Annotated in this window: 16 protein-coding genes; 12 read left to right on the plus strand and 4 right to left on the minus strand. The window is 61.9% G+C overall.

Annotated elements, in window-relative coordinates; all coding sequences use genetic code 11:
- The first annotated feature begins 74 nt into the window (after positions 1-74).
- Positions 75-704, plus strand: a complete 630-nt coding sequence (locus AC1DF8_RS32445) for a hypothetical protein (protein WP_112541420.1) — start codon at positions 75-77, stop codon at positions 702-704.
- A 63-nt stretch (positions 705-767) separates the two neighbouring features.
- Here the strand turns inward: AC1DF8_RS32445 and AC1DF8_RS32450 are convergent, their stop codons facing one another.
- Entirely contained in the window at positions 768-1,205 is a 438-nt protein-coding gene (locus AC1DF8_RS32450) for a nucleoside deaminase (protein ID WP_478156734.1), read from the minus strand.
- 90 nt (positions 1,206-1,295) lie between these two features.
- Between AC1DF8_RS32450 and AC1DF8_RS32455 the strand changes: the two genes are divergently transcribed.
- The 3 genes from AC1DF8_RS32455 to AC1DF8_RS32465 are packed head-to-tail and all read left to right on the plus strand — an operon-like array spanning position 1,296 to position 4,827.
- Positions 1,296-3,383, plus strand: a complete 2,088-nt coding sequence (locus tag AC1DF8_RS32455) for a pseudouridine synthase (RefSeq protein ID WP_478156736.1) — start codon at positions 1,296-1,298, stop codon at positions 3,381-3,383.
- Positions 3,364-3,924, plus strand: a complete 561-nt coding sequence (gene rsmD / locus AC1DF8_RS32460; protein ID WP_112541417.1) for a 16S rRNA (guanine(966)-N(2))-methyltransferase RsmD — start codon at positions 3,364-3,366, stop codon at positions 3,922-3,924. Before AC1DF8_RS32455 ends, rsmD begins: the two co-directional genes overlap by 20 nt.
- A 21-nt stretch (positions 3,925-3,945) precedes the next feature.
- Positions 3,946-4,827, plus strand: coding sequence for a patatin-like phospholipase family protein (locus AC1DF8_RS32465; protein ID WP_112972492.1), 882 nt, complete (start codon positions 3,946-3,948; stop codon positions 4,825-4,827).
- 12 nt (positions 4,828-4,839) lie between these two features.
- On the opposite strand, the gene AC1DF8_RS32470 is transcribed toward AC1DF8_RS32465, so the two are convergent.
- A complete protein-coding gene (locus AC1DF8_RS32470) occupies positions 4,840-6,654 on the minus strand; it encodes a monovalent cation:proton antiporter-2 (CPA2) family protein (protein WP_478156739.1) in 1,815 nt (604 codons plus the stop codon).
- Between the two features lie 114 nt (positions 6,655-6,768).
- On the opposite strand from AC1DF8_RS32470, the gene AC1DF8_RS32475 reads away from it, so the two are divergent.
- The 6 genes from AC1DF8_RS32475 to lpxK all read left to right on the plus strand — a co-directional run bounded on the left by AC1DF8_RS32475 (position 6,769) and on the right by lpxK (position 12,617).
- A complete protein-coding gene (locus AC1DF8_RS32475) occupies positions 6,769-8,118 on the plus strand; it encodes a TldD/PmbA family protein (protein WP_478156741.1) in 1,350 nt (449 codons plus the stop codon).
- A 16-nt stretch (positions 8,119-8,134) separates the two neighbouring features.
- Entirely contained in the window at positions 8,135-8,941 is an 807-nt protein-coding gene (locus AC1DF8_RS32480) for a 3'(2'),5'-bisphosphate nucleotidase CysQ (RefSeq protein WP_478156743.1), read from the plus strand.
- A 61-nt stretch (positions 8,942-9,002) separates the two neighbouring features.
- Complete coding sequence (locus AC1DF8_RS32485; protein ID WP_112541413.1) at positions 9,003-9,251, plus strand: DUF4170 domain-containing protein; 249 nt, start codon at positions 9,003-9,005, stop codon at positions 9,249-9,251.
- A 166-nt stretch (positions 9,252-9,417) separates the two neighbouring features.
- Positions 9,418-10,737 (plus strand): lipid IV(A) 3-deoxy-D-manno-octulosonic acid transferase, encoded by a 1,320-nt coding sequence (gene waaA / locus AC1DF8_RS32490; RefSeq protein WP_112541412.1) that lies wholly within the window; start codon positions 9,418-9,420, stop codon positions 10,735-10,737.
- Between the two features lie 9 nt (positions 10,738-10,746).
- Positions 10,747-11,469, plus strand: a complete 723-nt coding sequence (locus AC1DF8_RS32495; RefSeq protein WP_478156746.1) for an HAD family hydrolase — start codon at positions 10,747-10,749, stop codon at positions 11,467-11,469.
- Positions 11,470-11,573: 104 nt separating this feature from the next.
- Positions 11,574-12,617, plus strand: coding sequence for a tetraacyldisaccharide 4'-kinase (gene lpxK / locus AC1DF8_RS32500; protein WP_478156748.1), 1,044 nt, complete (start codon positions 11,574-11,576; stop codon positions 12,615-12,617).
- Here lpxK and AC1DF8_RS32505 read toward each other — a convergent pair.
- Together AC1DF8_RS32505 and mutL are read right to left on the minus strand one after the other, a co-directional pair.
- Positions 12,614-12,841 carry a DUF2093 domain-containing protein gene (locus AC1DF8_RS32505; RefSeq protein WP_478156750.1) on the minus strand — a complete coding sequence of 76 codons (228 nt, stop codon included), beginning with the start codon at positions 12,839-12,841 and terminating at the stop codon, positions 12,614-12,616. The genes lpxK and AC1DF8_RS32505 overlap by 4 nt on opposite strands.
- A gap of 67 nt (positions 12,842-12,908) precedes the next feature.
- Positions 12,909-14,729, minus strand: coding sequence for a DNA mismatch repair endonuclease MutL (mutL, locus tag AC1DF8_RS32510; protein WP_478156752.1), 1,821 nt, complete (start codon positions 14,727-14,729; stop codon positions 12,909-12,911).
- Positions 14,730-14,912: 183 nt separating this feature from the next.
- Between mutL and AC1DF8_RS32515 the strand changes: the two genes are divergently transcribed.
- Together AC1DF8_RS32515 and AC1DF8_RS32520 are read left to right on the plus strand one after the other, a co-directional pair.
- Entirely contained in the window at positions 14,913-16,625 is a 1,713-nt protein-coding gene (locus tag AC1DF8_RS32515; protein ID WP_478156754.1) for a response regulator, read from the plus strand.
- Between the two features lie 155 nt (positions 16,626-16,780).
- Entirely contained in the window at positions 16,781-18,121 is a 1,341-nt protein-coding gene (locus tag AC1DF8_RS32520) for a putative bifunctional diguanylate cyclase/phosphodiesterase (protein ID WP_409564432.1), read from the plus strand.
- Positions 18,122-18,155: the final 34 nt, after the last annotated feature.

Consider the following 18,155-nt stretch of genomic DNA (forward strand, 5'->3'; position numbering starts at 1 on the left):
ATGGCCGGATTTTTGCGTCAGGGGGACGATTGTCCGGTGGGCAGTACTGATTCCGGCATGCGGGAAGGGTTTTCATGTTAGCGACGCATTGGTTCCGTTTGGGCGCCTGCCTGTCTGTTGTTCTGGCGGCAAGCTCCACAATGTCCGGCTGCGCCAGCAGCCCGACTTACGGCACCGACAAGACCGCCATGGAGCAGCTTGCCGACGACCTCGGCCAGTCGGTTTCGCTGACCGGCGCCGGCCCGAAAAATGCCGGCGTGAAGTATACGCCACGTCCAACGCTCGTCATGCCTGCGAAGGACCAGAAGGAAACCCTCGTTCAGCCGCAGGAAACTGTTGCCAACAAGGACAATCCGCAGTGGGTTGAATCCCCGGAAGAAGCCCGTACGCGCCTCGTCAAGGAAGCCGACGAGAACTCGGACAATCCGAGCTATCGTTCGCCGCTCGCCAGCTCCGCCATCGAAGGCGGGCGCCAGACGACGGAAGCCCAGACCAAAGCCTATCGCGAAGCGCGCGCCCTGCAGAAGGGCGCCTATATCGACCAGCGCCGCTACATTTCCGATCCGCCGACCGAATATCGCGCTGTCGAAGATCCGGCAAAGCTCGATGATCTCGGCACGCCGGAACAGAAGAAGGCGAAGCAGCGCAAGAAGGATGCAGCCGTCGCCAATAGCGGCACAAAGTGGTGGCAGATCCTTCAGTAAGGCTCTAGCGGAATAGCGTCGATCAACTGCTCAGCGTCAGCATAGCGGCGCTTGCGACCGGCCCTATTGCGTGTCTCGTCTCTCCGAAAAGAATGCCCTCAGCATATCCGCCGATTCCGTCTCGTTGAAGCCGGAATAGACTTCCGGTGCATGATGACAGGTCGGCTGGGCATAGAAGCGCACACCATTGTCGACCGCGCCGCCCTTCGGATCTTCCGCGCCGTAATAGAGCCGACGGATACGGGCAAAGGAAATAGCCGCCGCGCACATGGTGCAGGGCTCCAGCGTCACATAGAGATCAGCGCCGGCAAGCCGTTCCTGGCCGAGCCTGTCCGAAGCCATGCGGATAGCAGCGATCTCGGCATGCGCGGTCGCATCGTTGAGTTCGCGCGTACGGTTTCCGGAGCTCGCGACTGCCATGCCATCGACGACGACGACGGCGCCGATCGGCACTTCGCCGCGATCTCCCGCAGCGCGCGCTTCCTTTAATGCCATCTCCATAAATCGATTTGTCTTCACGTTCGCGAGAATTTCCACTTAACCGCAGGTGCATGACCTGATAGACAGGCGCAAAAGGCAGGCAAACAGCAAATGACACCCAAAGACAAGCCAAAACGCCCGGGCGCACGGCCCCCTGCGCGCGACGCGCGGCCGAAAGGCGGCCCGAAGGCCGGTATCGGCAAGCCATCGAAGGCAGCTTCCGCGAAAGTGGTAGCCAATGAAGCGGACAGCGACGCCAAGGCGGAACGCATTTCCAAGGTAATGGCGCGCGCCGGCGTTGCCTCCCGCCGTGACATCGAACGCATGATCATGGATGGCCGCGTCACCCTGAACGGCAAGCTCCTCGACACACCCGTCGTCAACGTCACGCTCGAAGACAAGATCGAGGTCGATGGTATTCCGATCCGCGGCATCGAGCGCACGCGCCTCTGGCTCTACCACAAGCCCCAGGGCTTGGTAACGACCAATGCCGATCCTGAGGGTCGCCCGACCGTCTTCGACAATCTGCCGGAAGAGCTTCCGCGCGTCATGTCGATCGGCCGTCTCGACATCAATACCGAAGGTCTGCTGCTGCTGACCAACGACGGCGGCCTCGCCCGCGCCCTGGAACTGCCGACCACCGGCTGGCTGCGCCGCTACCGCGTGCGCGCTCATGGCGACATCGATCAGGACGCGCTCGACAAGTTGAAGGACGGTATTGCCGTCGATGGCGTTCTCTACGGCTCGATCGAAGCCACGCTTGATCGCACCCAAGGATCCAACGTCTGGATCACCATGGGCCTGCGTGAAGGCAAGAACCGCGAAATCAAGAACGTGCTCGGCGCGCTCGGCCTCGAGGTCAACCGCCTGATCCGCATTTCCTACGGCCCGTTCCAGCTCGGCGATCTGCCCGAAGGGCATGTGATCGAGGTGCGCGGCCGTACGCTGCGCGACCAGCTCGGCCCGCGCCTGATTGAAGACGCCAAGGCGAATTTCGATGCGCCGCTCTACAATGCGCCCGCCGTTGCCGCTGAAGAGGCCGAGGAACCGGCGCCCGAGCGCCGCGAACGCCCGCGCCGCGACGAGGACAAGCGCGAACGTGCGCTGAGCCGCCTCGACACCAAGCGTGACGACAGGCGGGATGATCGTCGTGACGATCGCCGTGGCGACGATGACAAACCGAAGCGCCCGGCGCTCGGTACCCGTCGCAACGCCAATGTCTGGATGGCGCCCGGCGCGCGTCCGCTCGGCGAGAAGGCGGCGGCAAAGGCTGCCAAGAATGCCCAGACCGCGCGTCGTCGCGGCGAGACGGCTTCCCCGGCGAAGGAACAACGCTTCGATCGCGGCCCGGATCGTCCGCGCCCGCAGATCAATCGCGTCCACGAAGAGGATGGCGAGTGGATCCGTTCCAGCGAGGAGCAGCCCCGCAAGCGCGACGAGGACGAAGGTTTCGGCCGCAAGCGCTCTTTCGGCGATCGCCCGCCGCGTGGTGAGGGTGGCGATCGTCCGCGCTCGGCCCGAGGCTTTGGCGGTGAGGGTCGCTCCGAGCGTCCGCGCGGTGACAAGCCATTTGGAGACAAGCCCCGCGGTGAGCGTCGTCCGCGCACGGATGGGGAGGAGCGTCCGCGTTCCTTCCGTGATCGTCCGCGTGAGGATGGCGAACGCTCGTCGCGTCCGGCCCGCAGTTTCGGCGGCGAAAGCCGCTCCGACCGTCCGCGTGGAGACAAGCCCTTCGGTGCCAAGCCCCGCGGTGAGCGCCGTCCGAGGGCAGAGGGTGCAGAAGGTGCACGTCCTTTCCGCTCGCGTGAGGATGGCGGCGATCGCTCCTCGCGTCCGGCCCGCAGCTTAGGCGGCGAAGGTCGCTCGGAACGCCCGCGTGGCGACAAGCCTTTCGGTGCGAAGCCCCGCGGCGAACGCCGTCCGAGGGCAGAGAGTGAAGAAGGTGCACGTCCCTTCCGCGCTCGTGAAGAGGGCGGCGAACGCTCCCGCAGCTTCGGCGGCGAAGGTCGTTCGGAACGTCCCCGTGGCGAAAGATCCTCTGGCGACAAGCCCTTCGGCGATAAGCCGCGTGGCGCAAAGAATTTCTCCGGCAAGCCGAAGGGCGATCGGCCCGATGGCGGCGGCAAGCCTTCCGGCGGGCCGTCCAGAGGTGGTGCGAAAGGCAAGGGAATGACGCGCGGTGCGGATCGTCGGCGGTGAGTTTCGCGGACGGCCGCTAGCCGTACCAAAATCCAGCGATATCCGGCCGACTGCGGACCGGACGCGTGAGAGCCTGTTCAACATTCTGAGCCATGCCTATCCGGAATGCATCGATGGCACCCGGATCCTCGATCTTTTCGCCGGCACCGGCGCGGTCGGTCTCGAAGCCGTCTCGCGCGGCTGCCGCCATGCGCTCTTCGTCGAAAACAGCGTCGAGGGCAGGGCGCTTCTCTGGGAAAACATCGATGCGCTCGGCCTGCATGGCCGCACGCGCATGTTGCGCCGTGACGCGACCGATCTCGGCAGCGTCGGCAATCTCGAGCCTTTCGACATGCTGTTTGCCGATCCGCCTTATGGCAAGGGGCTGGGTGAGAAGGCGCTTGCGGCTGCTGCCGACGGCGGCTGGCTCAAGCCTGGCGCGATTACCGTTCTGGAGGAACGCGCCGATGTTGCCGTTTCGGTGCATCCTTCCTATGTTTTCCTCGAAAGCCGGATATTCGGCGATACAAGAGTGCATTTCTTCCGGTATCAGCCGCAGTAGCCGGCACGTTGGGAGCAGATCGTGCCGCAGGCGGAAATCATCAGTCCGAAATCGCCTGCGATCAGCGATCTGCCGACGGTTGCCGTCGCCTTCGGTGGGGGCGGTGCCCGCGGCCTCTCCCACATCCACATCATCGAAACGCTGGATGAACTCGGCATCCGCCCGGTAGCAATATCAGGGTCGTCCATCGGCGCCATCATGGGTGCCGGCATGGCGGCCGGCATGTCGGGTGCTGAAATCCGCGAACATGCGCTGGCAACCGTGGGCAACAAGGCTGCCGTCGTCAGCCGCATTTGGGGCCTGAGGCCGACAACCGTGCGCGACGCCGTCGCCAAGGGCATCCGCATCGGCCAGTTCAACCTCGAACGTATTTTGAAAGCCTTCCTGCCATCGGAGCTTCCGCAGAAATTCGAGGATCTGCTGGTCCCGATGAAGGTGATCACCACGGATTATTACGGCCAGGCCGAGGTCATCGCCGAGCACGGCGAGCTCTTCCCGGCGCTCGCCGCATCATCGGCCATTCCGGCCGTCTTCATGCCGGTCCGGCTGCATGGGCGGGTCATGATCGATGGCGGCATCGCTAATCCCGTGCCTTATGAATGTCTGATGGACCTTGCCGATATCGTCATCGGCATCGATGTCGTCGGCGCGCCCGAAGGCGACGGCACTCACATTCCGAACCGCATGGAAAGCATTTTCGGGTCCGGCCAGCTTATGATGCAGGCGGCGATTTCCCTGAAGCTGAAGCTCATGCGGCCACATATCTTCCTGCGGCCCATCGTCGGCCGCACCGGCGTCATGGATTTCCTGAAGGCGCGCGACGTGCTTGCCATGTCGGTCGGCGTGAAGGACGAGCTGAAATATGCCCTCGACCGGGAGATCGAGGCGCGATTGAAGCGGTAGCGGAATACGGCGTCAGGCGTCCGCCGTGACATCGGCCGTCGTCGCCAGCGGATCGTTGTTGTTGAAGGAATCGGGTGCACGCTTTGGCTTGACCAACGGTTCCGGATGGATCGGTGTCGAAAACAGCAGATCCCGTCCCGCCTGCAACCCCTCTGATACTTGCAGCACCAGTCGCGCCTCATCGCGCTTGCGGATGTCCTCGCCGATCTCATAGGCCGCGACTTCGGACACACCGAGCGCTTCCAGAGTGCGTCGGCCGAAAAGCAGACCTGATTCCAGCGTTTCGCGCAGCTCGTAATCGACGCCTTTGTTGCGCAGTTCGATCGAGTGGATGCGGTCATAGGAGCGCACGAAAAGCGTCGTCTGCGGGTAGTCGGCCTGGATCAGCTCGATCACCTTGTCGGTGATCTCCTTCTTTTGGGTGCAGACGAGCACGATCTTGGCCCGGTCGATGCCGGCCGAACGCAGCACGTCCTTGCGGGTGCCGTCGCCGAAATAAATGCGGAAACCGAAGGAGGATGCCTGCCGGATGCGGTCGGCGGAGAAGTCGATGACGGTCACGCTCCGGCCGCCGGCAAGCAGGATCTGCGCGGCGATCTGGCCGAAACGCGAGAAACCGACCATCAGCACGTCGGCGCCCGCACCCTCGAAATCCTCGTCGAGCTCCTCATGCTCCTCTCCCGAAAGCATCCGCTTGGAAAGCGCGGCGCCGAGCGGCGTCAGCGCCATGGAAAGGGTGACGATCGCCACCAGCAGCGAAGCCGTGCTGCTGGACATCAGCCCCGCGACGGCGGCCGTGGTGAAGAGGACGAAGCCGAATTCACCGCCTTGCGGCAGCAGGAAGGCGATGCGAACGGCATCATTGTGCGAGGAGCGTGTCACGCGGCAGAGCGCATAGATGATGAGCGCTTTCACGGCCATGATGATAGGCACGGCAACGATGATGAAGATCACGTTGTCGAGCAGCACCTGAAGCTGCAGCGACAGTCCGACGGCAATGAAAAAGATAGCGAGAAGCACGCCGCGGAAGGGTTCGATATCGGCTTCCAGCTCGTGCCTATAAGAGGATTCCGCCAGCATGACGCCGGAGAGGAAAGCGCCCATCGCCATCGAAAGCCCGGCGAGCTGCATCAGGCTCGCCGATCCCATGACGACGAAAAGCGCGGCCGCGATCATCGCTTCGCGCGCGCCGGTGCGCGCAATGATCTGGAAGAGGGGTGTCAGCAGGTATCGGCCCATGATGATCATCGCGCCGACGGCGGCCACCGAGATAGCGAAATCGACCAGTGGATTGCCGCTGCCCTTGTTTCCATCGAGAATGGTGACGACTGCCAGAAGCGGGACGATCGCCAGATCCTGAAAGAGCAGCATGGAGAAGGAGCGCTGCCCGTAGCGAGTGTTCACATCTCCATCGCCTTCGAGGATCTGCATGGCGAAGGCGGTTGAGGAGAGCGCCAGGCCGAAGCCCGCGACGATGCTGCCGCGCCAGTCGAGAGCGCCGGAGACCCAGGCGAGTGCGGTCAGTGCCAGACCCGTCACCACCACTTGCGCCGTGCCGAGGCCGAAGATATCGCGCCGCATCTGCCAGAGGCGGGTGGGCTTCAATTCAAGCCCGATGATGAAGAGCAGGAAGACGACGCCGAGTTCGGCAACATCGAGGATCTGCTCGCCATCCGTGATGCCGTGGAAGATCGGCCCGATGACGATGCCGGCCGCCAGATAACCGAGAACCGTGCCGAGCCCGAGCTTCTTGAAGATCGGCGCAGCGACGACCGCGCCGCCGAGCAGCAGGATGGTTTCCGTGAAAAGCGCGTTGGGTGCGGACATGCTTCATTTCTTTCAATGGCGGGGCAAGCAGGCAGCCAGGAAAAGAATCGGCATCCACGGCCTTGATGCTTTCAGGAGTGCACAATAAATGGAACGGGAAGGAAAGGCCAAATCATGTCCTCTGAAATCGATTCCTCGACACTTCTTTCCCGCGCAAGTCAACTGATCGATCTGGCGAAAAAGGCAGGCGCTGACGCCGCCGACGCTGTCGTCGTCCGCTCGCGCGCCCAATCCGTCAGCGTTCGCCTCGGCAAGGTCGAAGGCACCGAGTCCTCCGAGAGCGACGATTTTTCGCTTCGAGTCTTCGTCGGCAAGCGCGTGGCAAGCGTTTCCGCCAATCCGGGCTTCGACCTTACGGCGCTGGCCGAACGCGCCGTTGCCATGGCCAAGGTCTCGCCGGAAGACCCCTTCGCCTGCCTGGCCGATGAGAACAGGCTCGCAAAGACCTATCCCGACCTGCAGCTTCTCGATACGACCGAGGTCGGCGCCGACCAGCTGCGCGAGGCGGCCCTTGCCGCCGAAGCCGCTGCCCTTGCGGTCAAAGGCGTCACCAACTCGTCGGGTGCCGGCGCTTCGGCCGGCATGGGCGGGCTGGTGCTTGCCACGTCGCACGGTTTCGAAGGCAGCTACATGGCCTCGCGCTTCGGCAATTCCGTCAGCGTCATTGCCGGCGAAGGCACCGGCATGGAACGCGACTACGATTTCGACAGCCGCCTCTACTATGCCGAGCTAGACGATCCCGCCGAAATCGGTCGCCGGGCCGGCGAGCGCACCATCAAGCGCATCAATCCGCGCCAGGTACCGACAGGCAAGGACATCACTGTCATCTTCGATCCGCGCATCGCGCGGGGTTTCGTCGGCCATATTGCCGGCGCCATCAACGGCGCCTCGGTTGCCCGCAAGACGAGCTTCCTGCGCGACAAGATGGGCCAGCAGGTGCTGAAATCCGGCCTCTCGATCACGGACGATCCGCTGATCGTGCGCGGCCCGTCCTCGCGTCCCTTCGATGGCGAAGGCGTCTCCGGCGAGAAGCTGGTCATGATCGAAGACGGCGTGCTCAGGCACTGGTTCCTCTCCACCTCCACCGCAAACGAGATCGGCGGTTTCGAGACCAACGGCCGCGGTGTCCGCGGCGGCACCTCGGTCACGCCGGCCTCGACCAATCTTGCGCTGGAGCCTGGCGACATCTCGCCGGAAGAGCTGATCCGCAGCGTCGGCAACGGTTTCTACGTCACCGAACTGATCGGCCAGGGCGTCAACATGATCACCGGCGAATACAGCCGCGGCGCGACAGGCTTCTGGATCGAGAATGGCGAGCTCACCTTCGCGGTATCGGAAGTGACGATCGCTTCGAACCTCAAGGACATGTTCATGCGGCTGACGCTTGCCAACGACATCGATCGCAAGTTCGGTGTGGCGGCTCCGACTTTCGCGATTGAAGGCATGACGCTTGCCGGCCGCTGACAAACGGATCGATACGATGAGCGACCCTGAAAACCGCTGGCAGAGCGATCTCGCGTTGATCGCCGATGCTGCAAGACAGGCCGGCGCCGTTGCACTCGGTTATTTCAACAAGTCGCCGGAGGTCTGGTGGAAGAACGAGGATCGCTCTCCCGTCAGTGCCGCCGATTTCGCCGCGAATGAAAGGCTCGAAGCCATCCTGCGCAGTGCACGGCCGGCCTATGGCTGGCTGTCGGAAGAGACTGACGACGACGCAGGCCGACTGGAATACGAGACGCTGTTCATCGTGGATCCGATCGATGGCACGCGGGCCTTCCTCGCCGGCAAGGATCTCTGGTGCGTCAGCGTCGGCATCGTCCATCGCGGCCGCCCCGTTGCCGGCGTGCTTTATGCGCCGGCGCTCGATGAACTTTACGAGGCAGTAGAGGGTGGTGTGGCGCTGAAGAACGGTGAACCGATTTCAGTCTCTACGCGCGGCGAAGCCGATCTCAGCCAGCTTGCCGTCAGCGAGGAGCTGTTCAGGATTTTGCCGGCGGCGGTTCGCGACCGCAGCGAGCGCGTCAAATATATTCCCTCACTCGCCTACCGCATCGCCATGGTGGCCGATGGCCGGTTGGACACGACGTTTGTCGGGCGCAATGCCCATGACTGGGATATTGCGGCGGCCGACCTTATCCTCGAGCGTGCCGGTGGCGGTCTTGTCGACCTTTCGGGGCATCCGACAACCTATAATAGAGAGAAAGTCAGCCACGATGCGCTTTGCGCTTCACCGGTCCCGCGTCTCCGCGAATATCTGGACTTGTTCACTCAGCTAAGAGACGGTTGACGTTTCCGTCAAAATCCCTCAGATGAGGGGCCGGAGGAGAATAGGCAGAAAGAGAATAAAAATGACGGACTCCGGCGGTAAAAAGCAGCTCCTGCACCTCGTCTTCGGTGGCGAACTCGAAAACCTTGATGGCATCCAGTTTCGTGATCTGAAGGATCTCGATATTGTCGGTATTTTTCCCGACTATGCCACGGCACTGACGGCTTGGAAGTCGAAGGCGCAGCAGACGGTCGACAATGCGCATATGCGCTATTTCATCGTCCACATGCATCGTTTGCTCGATCCGCAGGATACGACCGGGAGCAAGTGACCCGCGCAGCAATCGGCTTGTCCTCCGCTGTCCACAGCGGAGGCCTTCGTGCATCGGTTCTCGCCCTCGTTCGACGCATTCTGAACAAATTGATCGGTCATGGCGGCCGCAACGATAATTAGGGAATTGAATTGATGTCGGTCTGCATGGATCGGAGGTCTGCTGAATGAGCTCTCGGATGGCGCGGATCGGTCTGAACGCGTACCGTCTGGCGGGAACTGTGGCGTCGCCGGTCGTCGGCCTCTACATCACCTATCGCACCGCCAAGGGCAAGGAAGACCGTGCTCGCCGGCTGGAGCGTTTCGGCTATGCGAGCGCCAATCGCCCGCAGGGCCCGCTCGTCTGGTTTCACGCGGCAAGTGTCGGCGAAACCAACGCCGTCATTCCCCTGATCCGTGAAATTCGCCGCCGTGACATCCATGTCATCCTGACGACAGGCACCATCACCTCGGCAAGGCTTGCCGCTGAGCGCCTCGGCAATGATGCGATCCATCAATATGTGCCGCTCGACCTGAAGCCCGCCGTCGGCCGCTTTCTCGATTACTGGCAGCCGGATTGCGCCATCATCGCCGAATCCGAGATCTGGCCCGCGACGGTGCTTGAACTCGGCCATCGCCGCATCCCGCAGATCCTGGTCAATGCCAGGATGTCGGATCGCTCCTTCACCCGCTGGCGGCGACGGCCCTCGCTTGCCGAGGCACTCTTCGAAAATCTGGCGCTCGTCATTGCACAGTCGGATGTCGATGCCGAACGTTTCCGCGATCTCGGCGCCGTGCCGGTCATCACGTCGGGCAACCTGAAGGTCGATACGGATGCACCGCCTTATGACAGCGCTGTTTTCGCTCGCTACAAGAAGCAAATCGGCGATCGCAAGACATGGGCCGCGATCTCCACTTTCGACGGTGAAGAAAATGCCGCCGGTATCGTGCATCGTGCGCTGCGCGATCGCGACAAACAGCTGACCATCATCGTACCGCGCCACCCCGAGCGCGCTGACGAGATCGAGGCAGCCCTCGTCAAGCAGGGTCTGAAGGTCGCCCGCCGCACGCGGGACGATGTCCTGACCCCCGACGTCGACATCTTCCTGGGCGACACGATCGGCGAAATGGGCCTTTATCTTCGTCTGACGGAAGTCGCTTTCGTCGGCCGCTCGCTCTTTGCCGAAGGCGGCCAGAATCCGCTGGAGCCGGCGATGCTCGGCTGCGCCATCCTGTCGGGCGGCAATGTCCAGAATTTTCGCGAGGCCTATCAGAAGCTCGCTCGTAGCGGCAGTGCCCGCATGGTGCGCGATACCGAGATGCTGGCGAAGGGCGTGCATTATCTTCTGACCAATGACGAGGCGCGCGGCAAGATGATCCAGGCTGGCATCGCCGCCGTGCATGAAATGCGCGGTGCGTTGAGCGCCACGTTGAAGGGGCTGGAGCCCTATATCAATCCGCTGACGGTGAAGGCGCGCCTTCTGCCGAAGGCCGTGGCGCAAGCCTGAGGAGCAGCCATGTCGGCGCAGACGAAGATCAGGGGCATCCTCTTCGACAAGGACGGCACGCTGCTCGACTACGACGAAAGCTGGTTGCCGGTGAACCGTGAGCTTGCCCGGATTGCCGCCGAAGATGACGCTGTTCTTGCCGACCACCTTCTTGCCGAATGCGGCATGGACCCGGTCACCGGCCATATCATTCCAGACAGCCTGCTTGCCGCCGGCAATACCCGCCAGATCGCCGAAGGGCTCGTTGCTGCCGGCTCGAAGGTCGATATAATCGAGCTGACGATCAGGCTCGACAATCTCTTTGCCAATGCCGCCGAATTTTCCGTGCCGGTGACGGACCTTGCCGCCTTCTTCGGGCGGCTGCACGGGCGCGGCTTCAAGCTTGGCATCGCCTCCAGCGACAATGAACGTTCGATCCGCCAGACCGCCCAGCGTTTCGGCATCTCTGAATTTGTCGATTACATCGCCGGTTATGACAGCGGCTTCGGCAGCAAGCCGGAGCCGGGAATGGTGCTCGGCTTCTGCGCGGCAACGGGCCTTCAGCCGGAAGAGGTCGCCATGGTCGGCGATAACAACCACGATCTCCATATGGGCAGGAACGCGAAAACCGGCCTGACGATTGCGGTTTTGACTGGCACAGGGTCGCGGGAATCCCTCTCTGCCTCCGCCGACCATGTCTTCGACGACATCACGCATATCGAGGCCCTGCTGCCGGACCTGCAGCCGGCCTGACACCCAAAGACTTGCATTTTCACGCGTTTTGGCTTCTCAATCCGCCCGGTCGATTATGTGAGACCTCGCCACGGGGGGTGAGGGCAAGGGAAACGGACGGCATCATGATATCCGAAGCACCGCCTTTCTGGTGGAGGCGGGCAGGTTGGCAGGCATGGGCTCTGTCGCCCCTTTCTTTCCTTTATGGCCGCGTGGCGGGCTACCGCATGGTCCATGCGAGCCGCGCTTCAGTGCCGATCCCGGTCATTTGCGTCGGAAATTTCACGGTCGGCGGAGCTGGCAAGACGCCGACGGCAATTGCCATTGCCCGTGCTGCCAAAGCAAAGGGTCTCAAGCCTGGTTTTCTAAGTCGCGGCCATGGCGGCTCGCTCGATGTCACCACCGTCGTCGATCCCTCTCATCACCGTGCAGTCGCTGTCGGCGACGAGCCGCTTCTGCTGGCTCAGGAAGCACTGACGGTAATCTCCCGCAGGCGTGTCGAGGGTGCGGCAAGGCTGGTCGAAGAGGGCGCCGATTTCATAATCATGGATGACGGTTTCCAGAGTGCGCGCCTCGCAATCGACTATGCGCTTCTGGTAATCGATGCGACACGCGGCCTTGGCAACGGCCATATAGTGCCGGGCGGCCCGGTGCGCGCGCCGATCCGTCTGCAACTGCGCGAGGCGACCGCCCTTCTGAAGGTCGGAGACGGCAATGCGGCCGACCGCATCGTCCGGATCGCAGCGCGCGCTGCCAAACCCTATTTCACCGCCCAGCTGAAAGTGTCCGGAGAGAATTATCTTGAGGGCCTCAAAGTGCTTGCCTTTGCGGGTATTGCCGATCCGGAAAAATTCTTTCGCACCGTCCGTTCGCTTGGTGCGAGCATCGAGGTCGCGACTTCCTTCGGCGACCACGAGCATTTGAGCGAAGAAGAGATCGACGGTCTACTGACGACAGCAGACCAGCAGAATCTGACGATCGTCACCACCTCTAAAGATTTCGTCAGGCTCGCCGGCCATCACGGCAAGGCAGCGCAGCTCGCGGCCCGCTGCCGCGTCGTAGAGGTGGAGATGGCGTTTACAGATCCACTTGCGCCCGGGCTCATTATCGATCGCGCCTTTGAAGCCTGCCGCCAGCGGCGGCTCAGGGAAGCGAAAAAGAAAGCCTAGCGCTGGTTCGGCAGAATGCCGGCGCGTCGGTCGGCTTCAAGCGCGGTGGCGACATCGGTATAGGGTTCCTGCCGCGCCACGCTCCAGTAGCGAAGTTCATCGAGCGGGATCTGTTTGCCTGTCAGTGCGCAGACGACATAGGAACCGGGCGACAGAATCTGGAAATCGCCGTCCAGATAACGGATCTTCGCCTCGCGGTTTCCGTATCCTTCGAACAAGTTCATGCGCTCCATTCCCCGCAGTCTGTCATCTGTCTGCCATACTCCCCGAAACGTCCTTTTGCCAGCTTTTTCAGCTCCGGCCGAATAGTCGCTCGATATCGGCAAGCTTGAGTTCGATATAGGTCGGACGCCCGTGATTGCATTGGCCGGAGCCTGGGGTCACTTCCATTTGGCGCAGCAGCGCGTTCATTTCTTCAGGCCGTAGCCGCCGTCCTGATCGCACCGAGCCATGGCAAGCCATTGTTGCCGCCACATATTCGAGCTTGGCCGAGAGGCCGGAGGCTGTATCCCATTCGGCGATCTCGTCGGCTAGTTGCCGGATCAGCCCAGGCGCATCGACCTCGCCGAGCATCGCTGGCGTTTCGCGCACGGCAATGGCGCCTGGGCCGAAGCGCTCGATCGCAAGGCCAAGTTCGGAAAATTCCACCGCATGCACCATCAGCCGGTCGCAATCCTCTTCGGGAATGTCGACGATCTCGGGGATCAGCAGCACCTGCGACGGCAGCCGCTTCGAATGCAGCGCTTTGCGCATGGCCTCGAAGACCAGCCGCTCATGGGCAGCGTGTTGATCGACGATGACGATGCCGTTGTCTGTCTGCGCAATGATATAGTTTTCGTGGACCTGCGCCCGCGCGGCTCCGAGTGGATAGCGCACCGCCGGTTCGCTCGCAGCTGCTGCTGCCGGCACTTGCGAGGTGGGATCGAAAACCGGCTCTGAACGCGCCGTCGGATGGGCAAGCCCCTCGAAGGAGGCTTGCGGTCTTTCGCTGAGACCCGCGGCCGGCTGATACGGCCGGGATGGGGAGGTTGCCGCCGACCAAGGTGCCTGCGGTCGCTGCGGCGCCGCCTGGAAGCCAGGCCGGAAGGCGCGCAGCATGTCGCTTGCGCCCGTCGTTGCGGCGCGGCTGCCGTCACGCGCAAGCGCTTCGCGGATTGCGCCGACGATCAGCCCGCGCACCAGTCCCGGATCGCGGAAGCGGACGTCGGATTTCGCCGGATGCACATTGACGTCCACAAGCGCCGGATCGAGCGTGATCGACAGCACCGCGACGGGATAACGGCCGGAGGGAATCGTTTCGGCATAGGCCCCGCGGATCGCCGAGAGGATGAGTTTGTCCTGCACCGGGCGGCCATTGACGAACGCATATTGATGAGCCGAATTGCCCCGGTTGAAGGTCGGCACGCCGGCAAAGCCGGTCAGTTGCACGTCTTCGCGCTCGGCATCCAGGGCGATGGCATTGTCACGGAATTCCTTTCCGAGCACCTGCGCCATGCGCGCCAGATGATCCTCGCCGGTTGCCGGAAATTCCAGCGTCGAGCGATCGGGGCCGGAGAGCACGAAACGCACGCCCGGAAAGGCGATCGCCATGCGTTTGACGATCTCGGTGATGGCCGCCGCTTCCGCCTTCTCCGTCTTCAGGAATTTCAGCCGCGCCGGCGTCGCGAAAAACAGATCGCGCACTTCGACGATCGTTCCCGGATTGGCGGCTGCCGGGCGCAGATGCACGATCTTGCCTCCGGCAACGGAAATTTCGTTGCCCGCCGCGCTGTCACGTTTGCGGCTTGCGATGCTGAGCCGCGCCACCGAACCGATGGACGGCAATGCCTCGCCCCGGAACCCGAGCGTTCGGATATCGTCGAGCGTATCCGATATCTTCGACGTGCAGTGACGCTTGACGGCAAGTTCAAGATCGGTGACGTCCATGCCGGAACCGTTGTCGCTGACGCGCAGCAGCGCCTTGCCGCCGCCGGCGGTTGCGATTTCGATCCGGGTCGCGCCTGCATCGAGCGCGTTTTCGATCAGTTCCTTGGCAGCGCTCGCCGGCCGTTCGATGACTTCGCCGGCAGCGATCTGGTTGATGAGCGTTTCGGAGAGCTGTCTGATGGCCATGGGCTTATTTTCGAGGATTCGCGGCCCGGAGGGAAGGGCTTTCATCGAGCTGTAGATAATGACTCAAGACCTCTCCCCCAAATTTGGGGGTCATTACTGTTAAGCGGCTTTTAAGACAAAAACGGCATTTTATTCATATACCTCCGAGACTGCGAAAATCGGACAGATGTGGGATGTGAATGAATGAGTGCCGGCTTCGAAAAGGCGGACACATCATCTGTGAGTGACGCACTGCCGCCTGAAGCTGATCTTCAGGCGGTGCTTTTCGATGCGGTTTGCGACAGTCTTTCTGCTGCATTCGTCATCTATGACCGCAACGATCTTCTTCTCTTTGCCAGCCGTCAGGTCCTGGAATTCTTTCCAGTGTCGGAGGACGTGCTGCGCCCGGGCGCCCGCCTTCGTGATTTCCTGGGTGCGGTCTACAATACCGGCATTCGCGAGCAGACCCTCGAGCGCCAGCCGGGTTTGCTCAGCCGCGAGGACTGGTTGTCCCAGCGCATCGCCTCCCATTGGCGCGAACGTTTTGAATCCGTCGAGCGCCACGGTGCCGACCGCTGGGTGCGCTTCCTCAAGCGCCGCCTGCCGAGCGGTTACGGCGTGACCGTTATTTCCGATATTTCCGAGGTGCGTAAGCGCGAGGAACAGTGGCGGTACGATCTTGAGCGCGTGCAGCTGACCGAGGACATTCTCGACCACCTGCCGTTCCCGCTCTTCGTGAAGGATCGCAACCTCGCCTATGTCGCCGTCAACAAGGCTTTCTGCGAGAAATACCAGACGACGGCGGACGAGGTTCTCGGCCGCAAGAGCGGTGATCTGTTTTCGCCTGACATTGCCAAGCGCTTCGAGGAAAGCGACCGCCACGTGCTGGACACCGGCGAAATGTCGGTCTCCCGCCAGCGCCAGATCGCCCGCGACGGCACCGAGCGCGACATCGTCAGCCGCAAGCACAGGATCGGCAAGCCCGGACGTTATTTCCTCGTCTCGACCATGCAGGACCTGCCGCGCGACGGCGAYGATCTCGACGAATTCCATCGGGCCTCCGAGATCACCACTTCCAGCAACCAGACCTACCGCCGTGCCTATGTGCCGGTGCCGAACGCATCGCAGCGCCGCGAGCCGGCAGCGATGGAGGCGATCGTTCCGGAAAATTTCTCCGGCCGAAAGATCCTCGTCGTCACGTCGGATCTCGCTGCCGAGACTGCCGCACTGCGCACGCTCGCCAAATACGGCTTCGAATCCTGCTCGGTCCGCGGCGAGGATGAGGAGGAACGTTTCCTCGAGATTGCCAGCTCTTCGGGAATCTCGCTCGATCTTCTGATCATCGACAACCAGATGGGCTTGCGCTGTCTGGAGCTTGGAGAACAGTACGGCATTCCCACTCTCGTCATGGATGGCTTTCAGATAGCCAACGAACTGACCTTCCAGATTGCCCGCCACTTCAACCGCAACGGACGCGGCGGCACGGAGGGTGACTGGGAAATTACCACGACCGAAGAAAACATAGGTCTTCAGGTTCTCGTCGCCGAGGATAACGACATCAACCAGATCGTCTTCACGCAGATCCTCGAAGGACTCGGTTACCGCCATCGGATCGCAGCAACCGGCGAAGAGGTTGTTCGTCTCTGGGCAGAATATCGGCCACAGATCGTGCTGATGGATATTTCGCTTCCGGTCTTCAACGGCTTTGAAGCCTCGCGCCTCATTCGCCAGATGGAAGAGGGACAGGGCACGCGAACGCCGATTATTGGCGTGCTGACGCAAGCCTTCGAACACGATCGTGCAGAATGCGCCAATGCCGGCATGGATGACGTCATCATGAAACCGGTAAGCCCTGACATCCTTGAAACGGTATTTCAGAAGCATCTGATGAACGAGCCAATCAAAGCTCAAATCTAAACAACAGGCCGGTCAAATCCCCAGATTTTGGGAATGCTTGGGGTTGTATTCTGCTCGATTTACTATCGAATTGTTAAGACTTGGCCGTCATTCTTCACCAGGGTGTGGAGGAAAATCTCGGGTTTGGATTGATGGTGTCGCCGGAAATACCATTCATGGCCGTTAGTCAGAATGAGCTACAGGCGATGGCCTATACCGATCCGCTGACGGGATTGGGCAACCGCAATCGCATGCGCGATAAGGTAATGCAGATTTCGGCCGAGCGGGCCAGCGATCCGGCGCCCTTCACGATTGGTATCGCCAATCTCGACAGTTTCAAGCCCATCAACGATCTCTTCGGCTCTGCTGCCGGTGACGAAATCCTGTGTCAGGTCGCCCATCGCCTCAAGGCCTGCATTCCGGATGGTGCCCTGGTCACTCGTCATGATGGCGACGAGTTCGCCTTCGTTCTGCCGCTGATCTTCGAGCGCGCGAGCGCGGAGAAGTTCGGACAGATGATCCGTGAGGTGCTCTCGGCTCCCTACGATCTCGGCGACCGCAATGTGCGCCTTTCCGCCTCTTTCGGCTTTGCTATCTATCCATTCGCCGGCGAGGACTGCGAAGAGCTTTTGAAAAGTGCGGAAACCGCACTCTATCGTTCCAAGCGCCGCGGGCGCGGACAGATCACTGTCTATTCCCGCGAGATCGCGCAGGAAATGAAGCGGGCGACCCAGCTCGAACAGGCGCTTCGAAATGCCATCATATCGGACGCGATCGACGTACATTTCCAGCCGATCGTCTCGCTCGCCAACAATCAGGTGGTGGGCTTCGAGGCACTTGCCCGCTGGAACGATCCCGACCTCGGCTTCGTCTCGCCCGGCGTCTTCGTGCCGCTCGCCGAAGAGCGCGGCTTCATCGACGCCCTGTCGGAAGCGCTCTTGCGCAAGGCTGCGGAAGCGGCCCTTTCCTGGCCGCGCGAACTGTTCCTGTCCTTTAATCTGTCGTCCGCCCAGCTGATGGATCCGGGCACGAGCACCTCCATCCTGTCTATCCTCGGCCGTGTGGGCTTCGACCCGCATCGCCTCGAACTGGAAATTACCGAGACCGCTGTCATGAGTTCTGCCGACACGGCGCACCGGATCATTTCCGATCTCAGGGCAGCCGGCGTGCGCATCTCGCTCGACGATTTCGGTACCGGCCAGTCGAGCCTCGGGCGCCTGCGCGATTTCATCTTCGACAAGATCAAGATCGACCGCGCCTTTGTCTCGCGCATCAATTCCGACCGCGCTTCCGAACACATCATCAAGGCGATCCTCGCGATGTGTGAAGGCCTTGAGCTGGAGGTCGTGGCCGAAGGGATTGAGGACTATTCCGAAGCGGTCAAGCTGCGTACGCTCGGCTGCGGCATGGGGCAGGGCTATCATTTCGGCCGGCCGGCCGATGGCATCGCCACGCTGCGCTTCCTCCACGAGAACTACTATTACGACACGAGCGCACAGGATCGCGTCAGCGCATAGGGGCAAAAAAGCAATGGCGCCCCATGGGACGCCA

It is taken from the genome of Rhizobium sp. 05N49 (assembly GCF_056396805.1).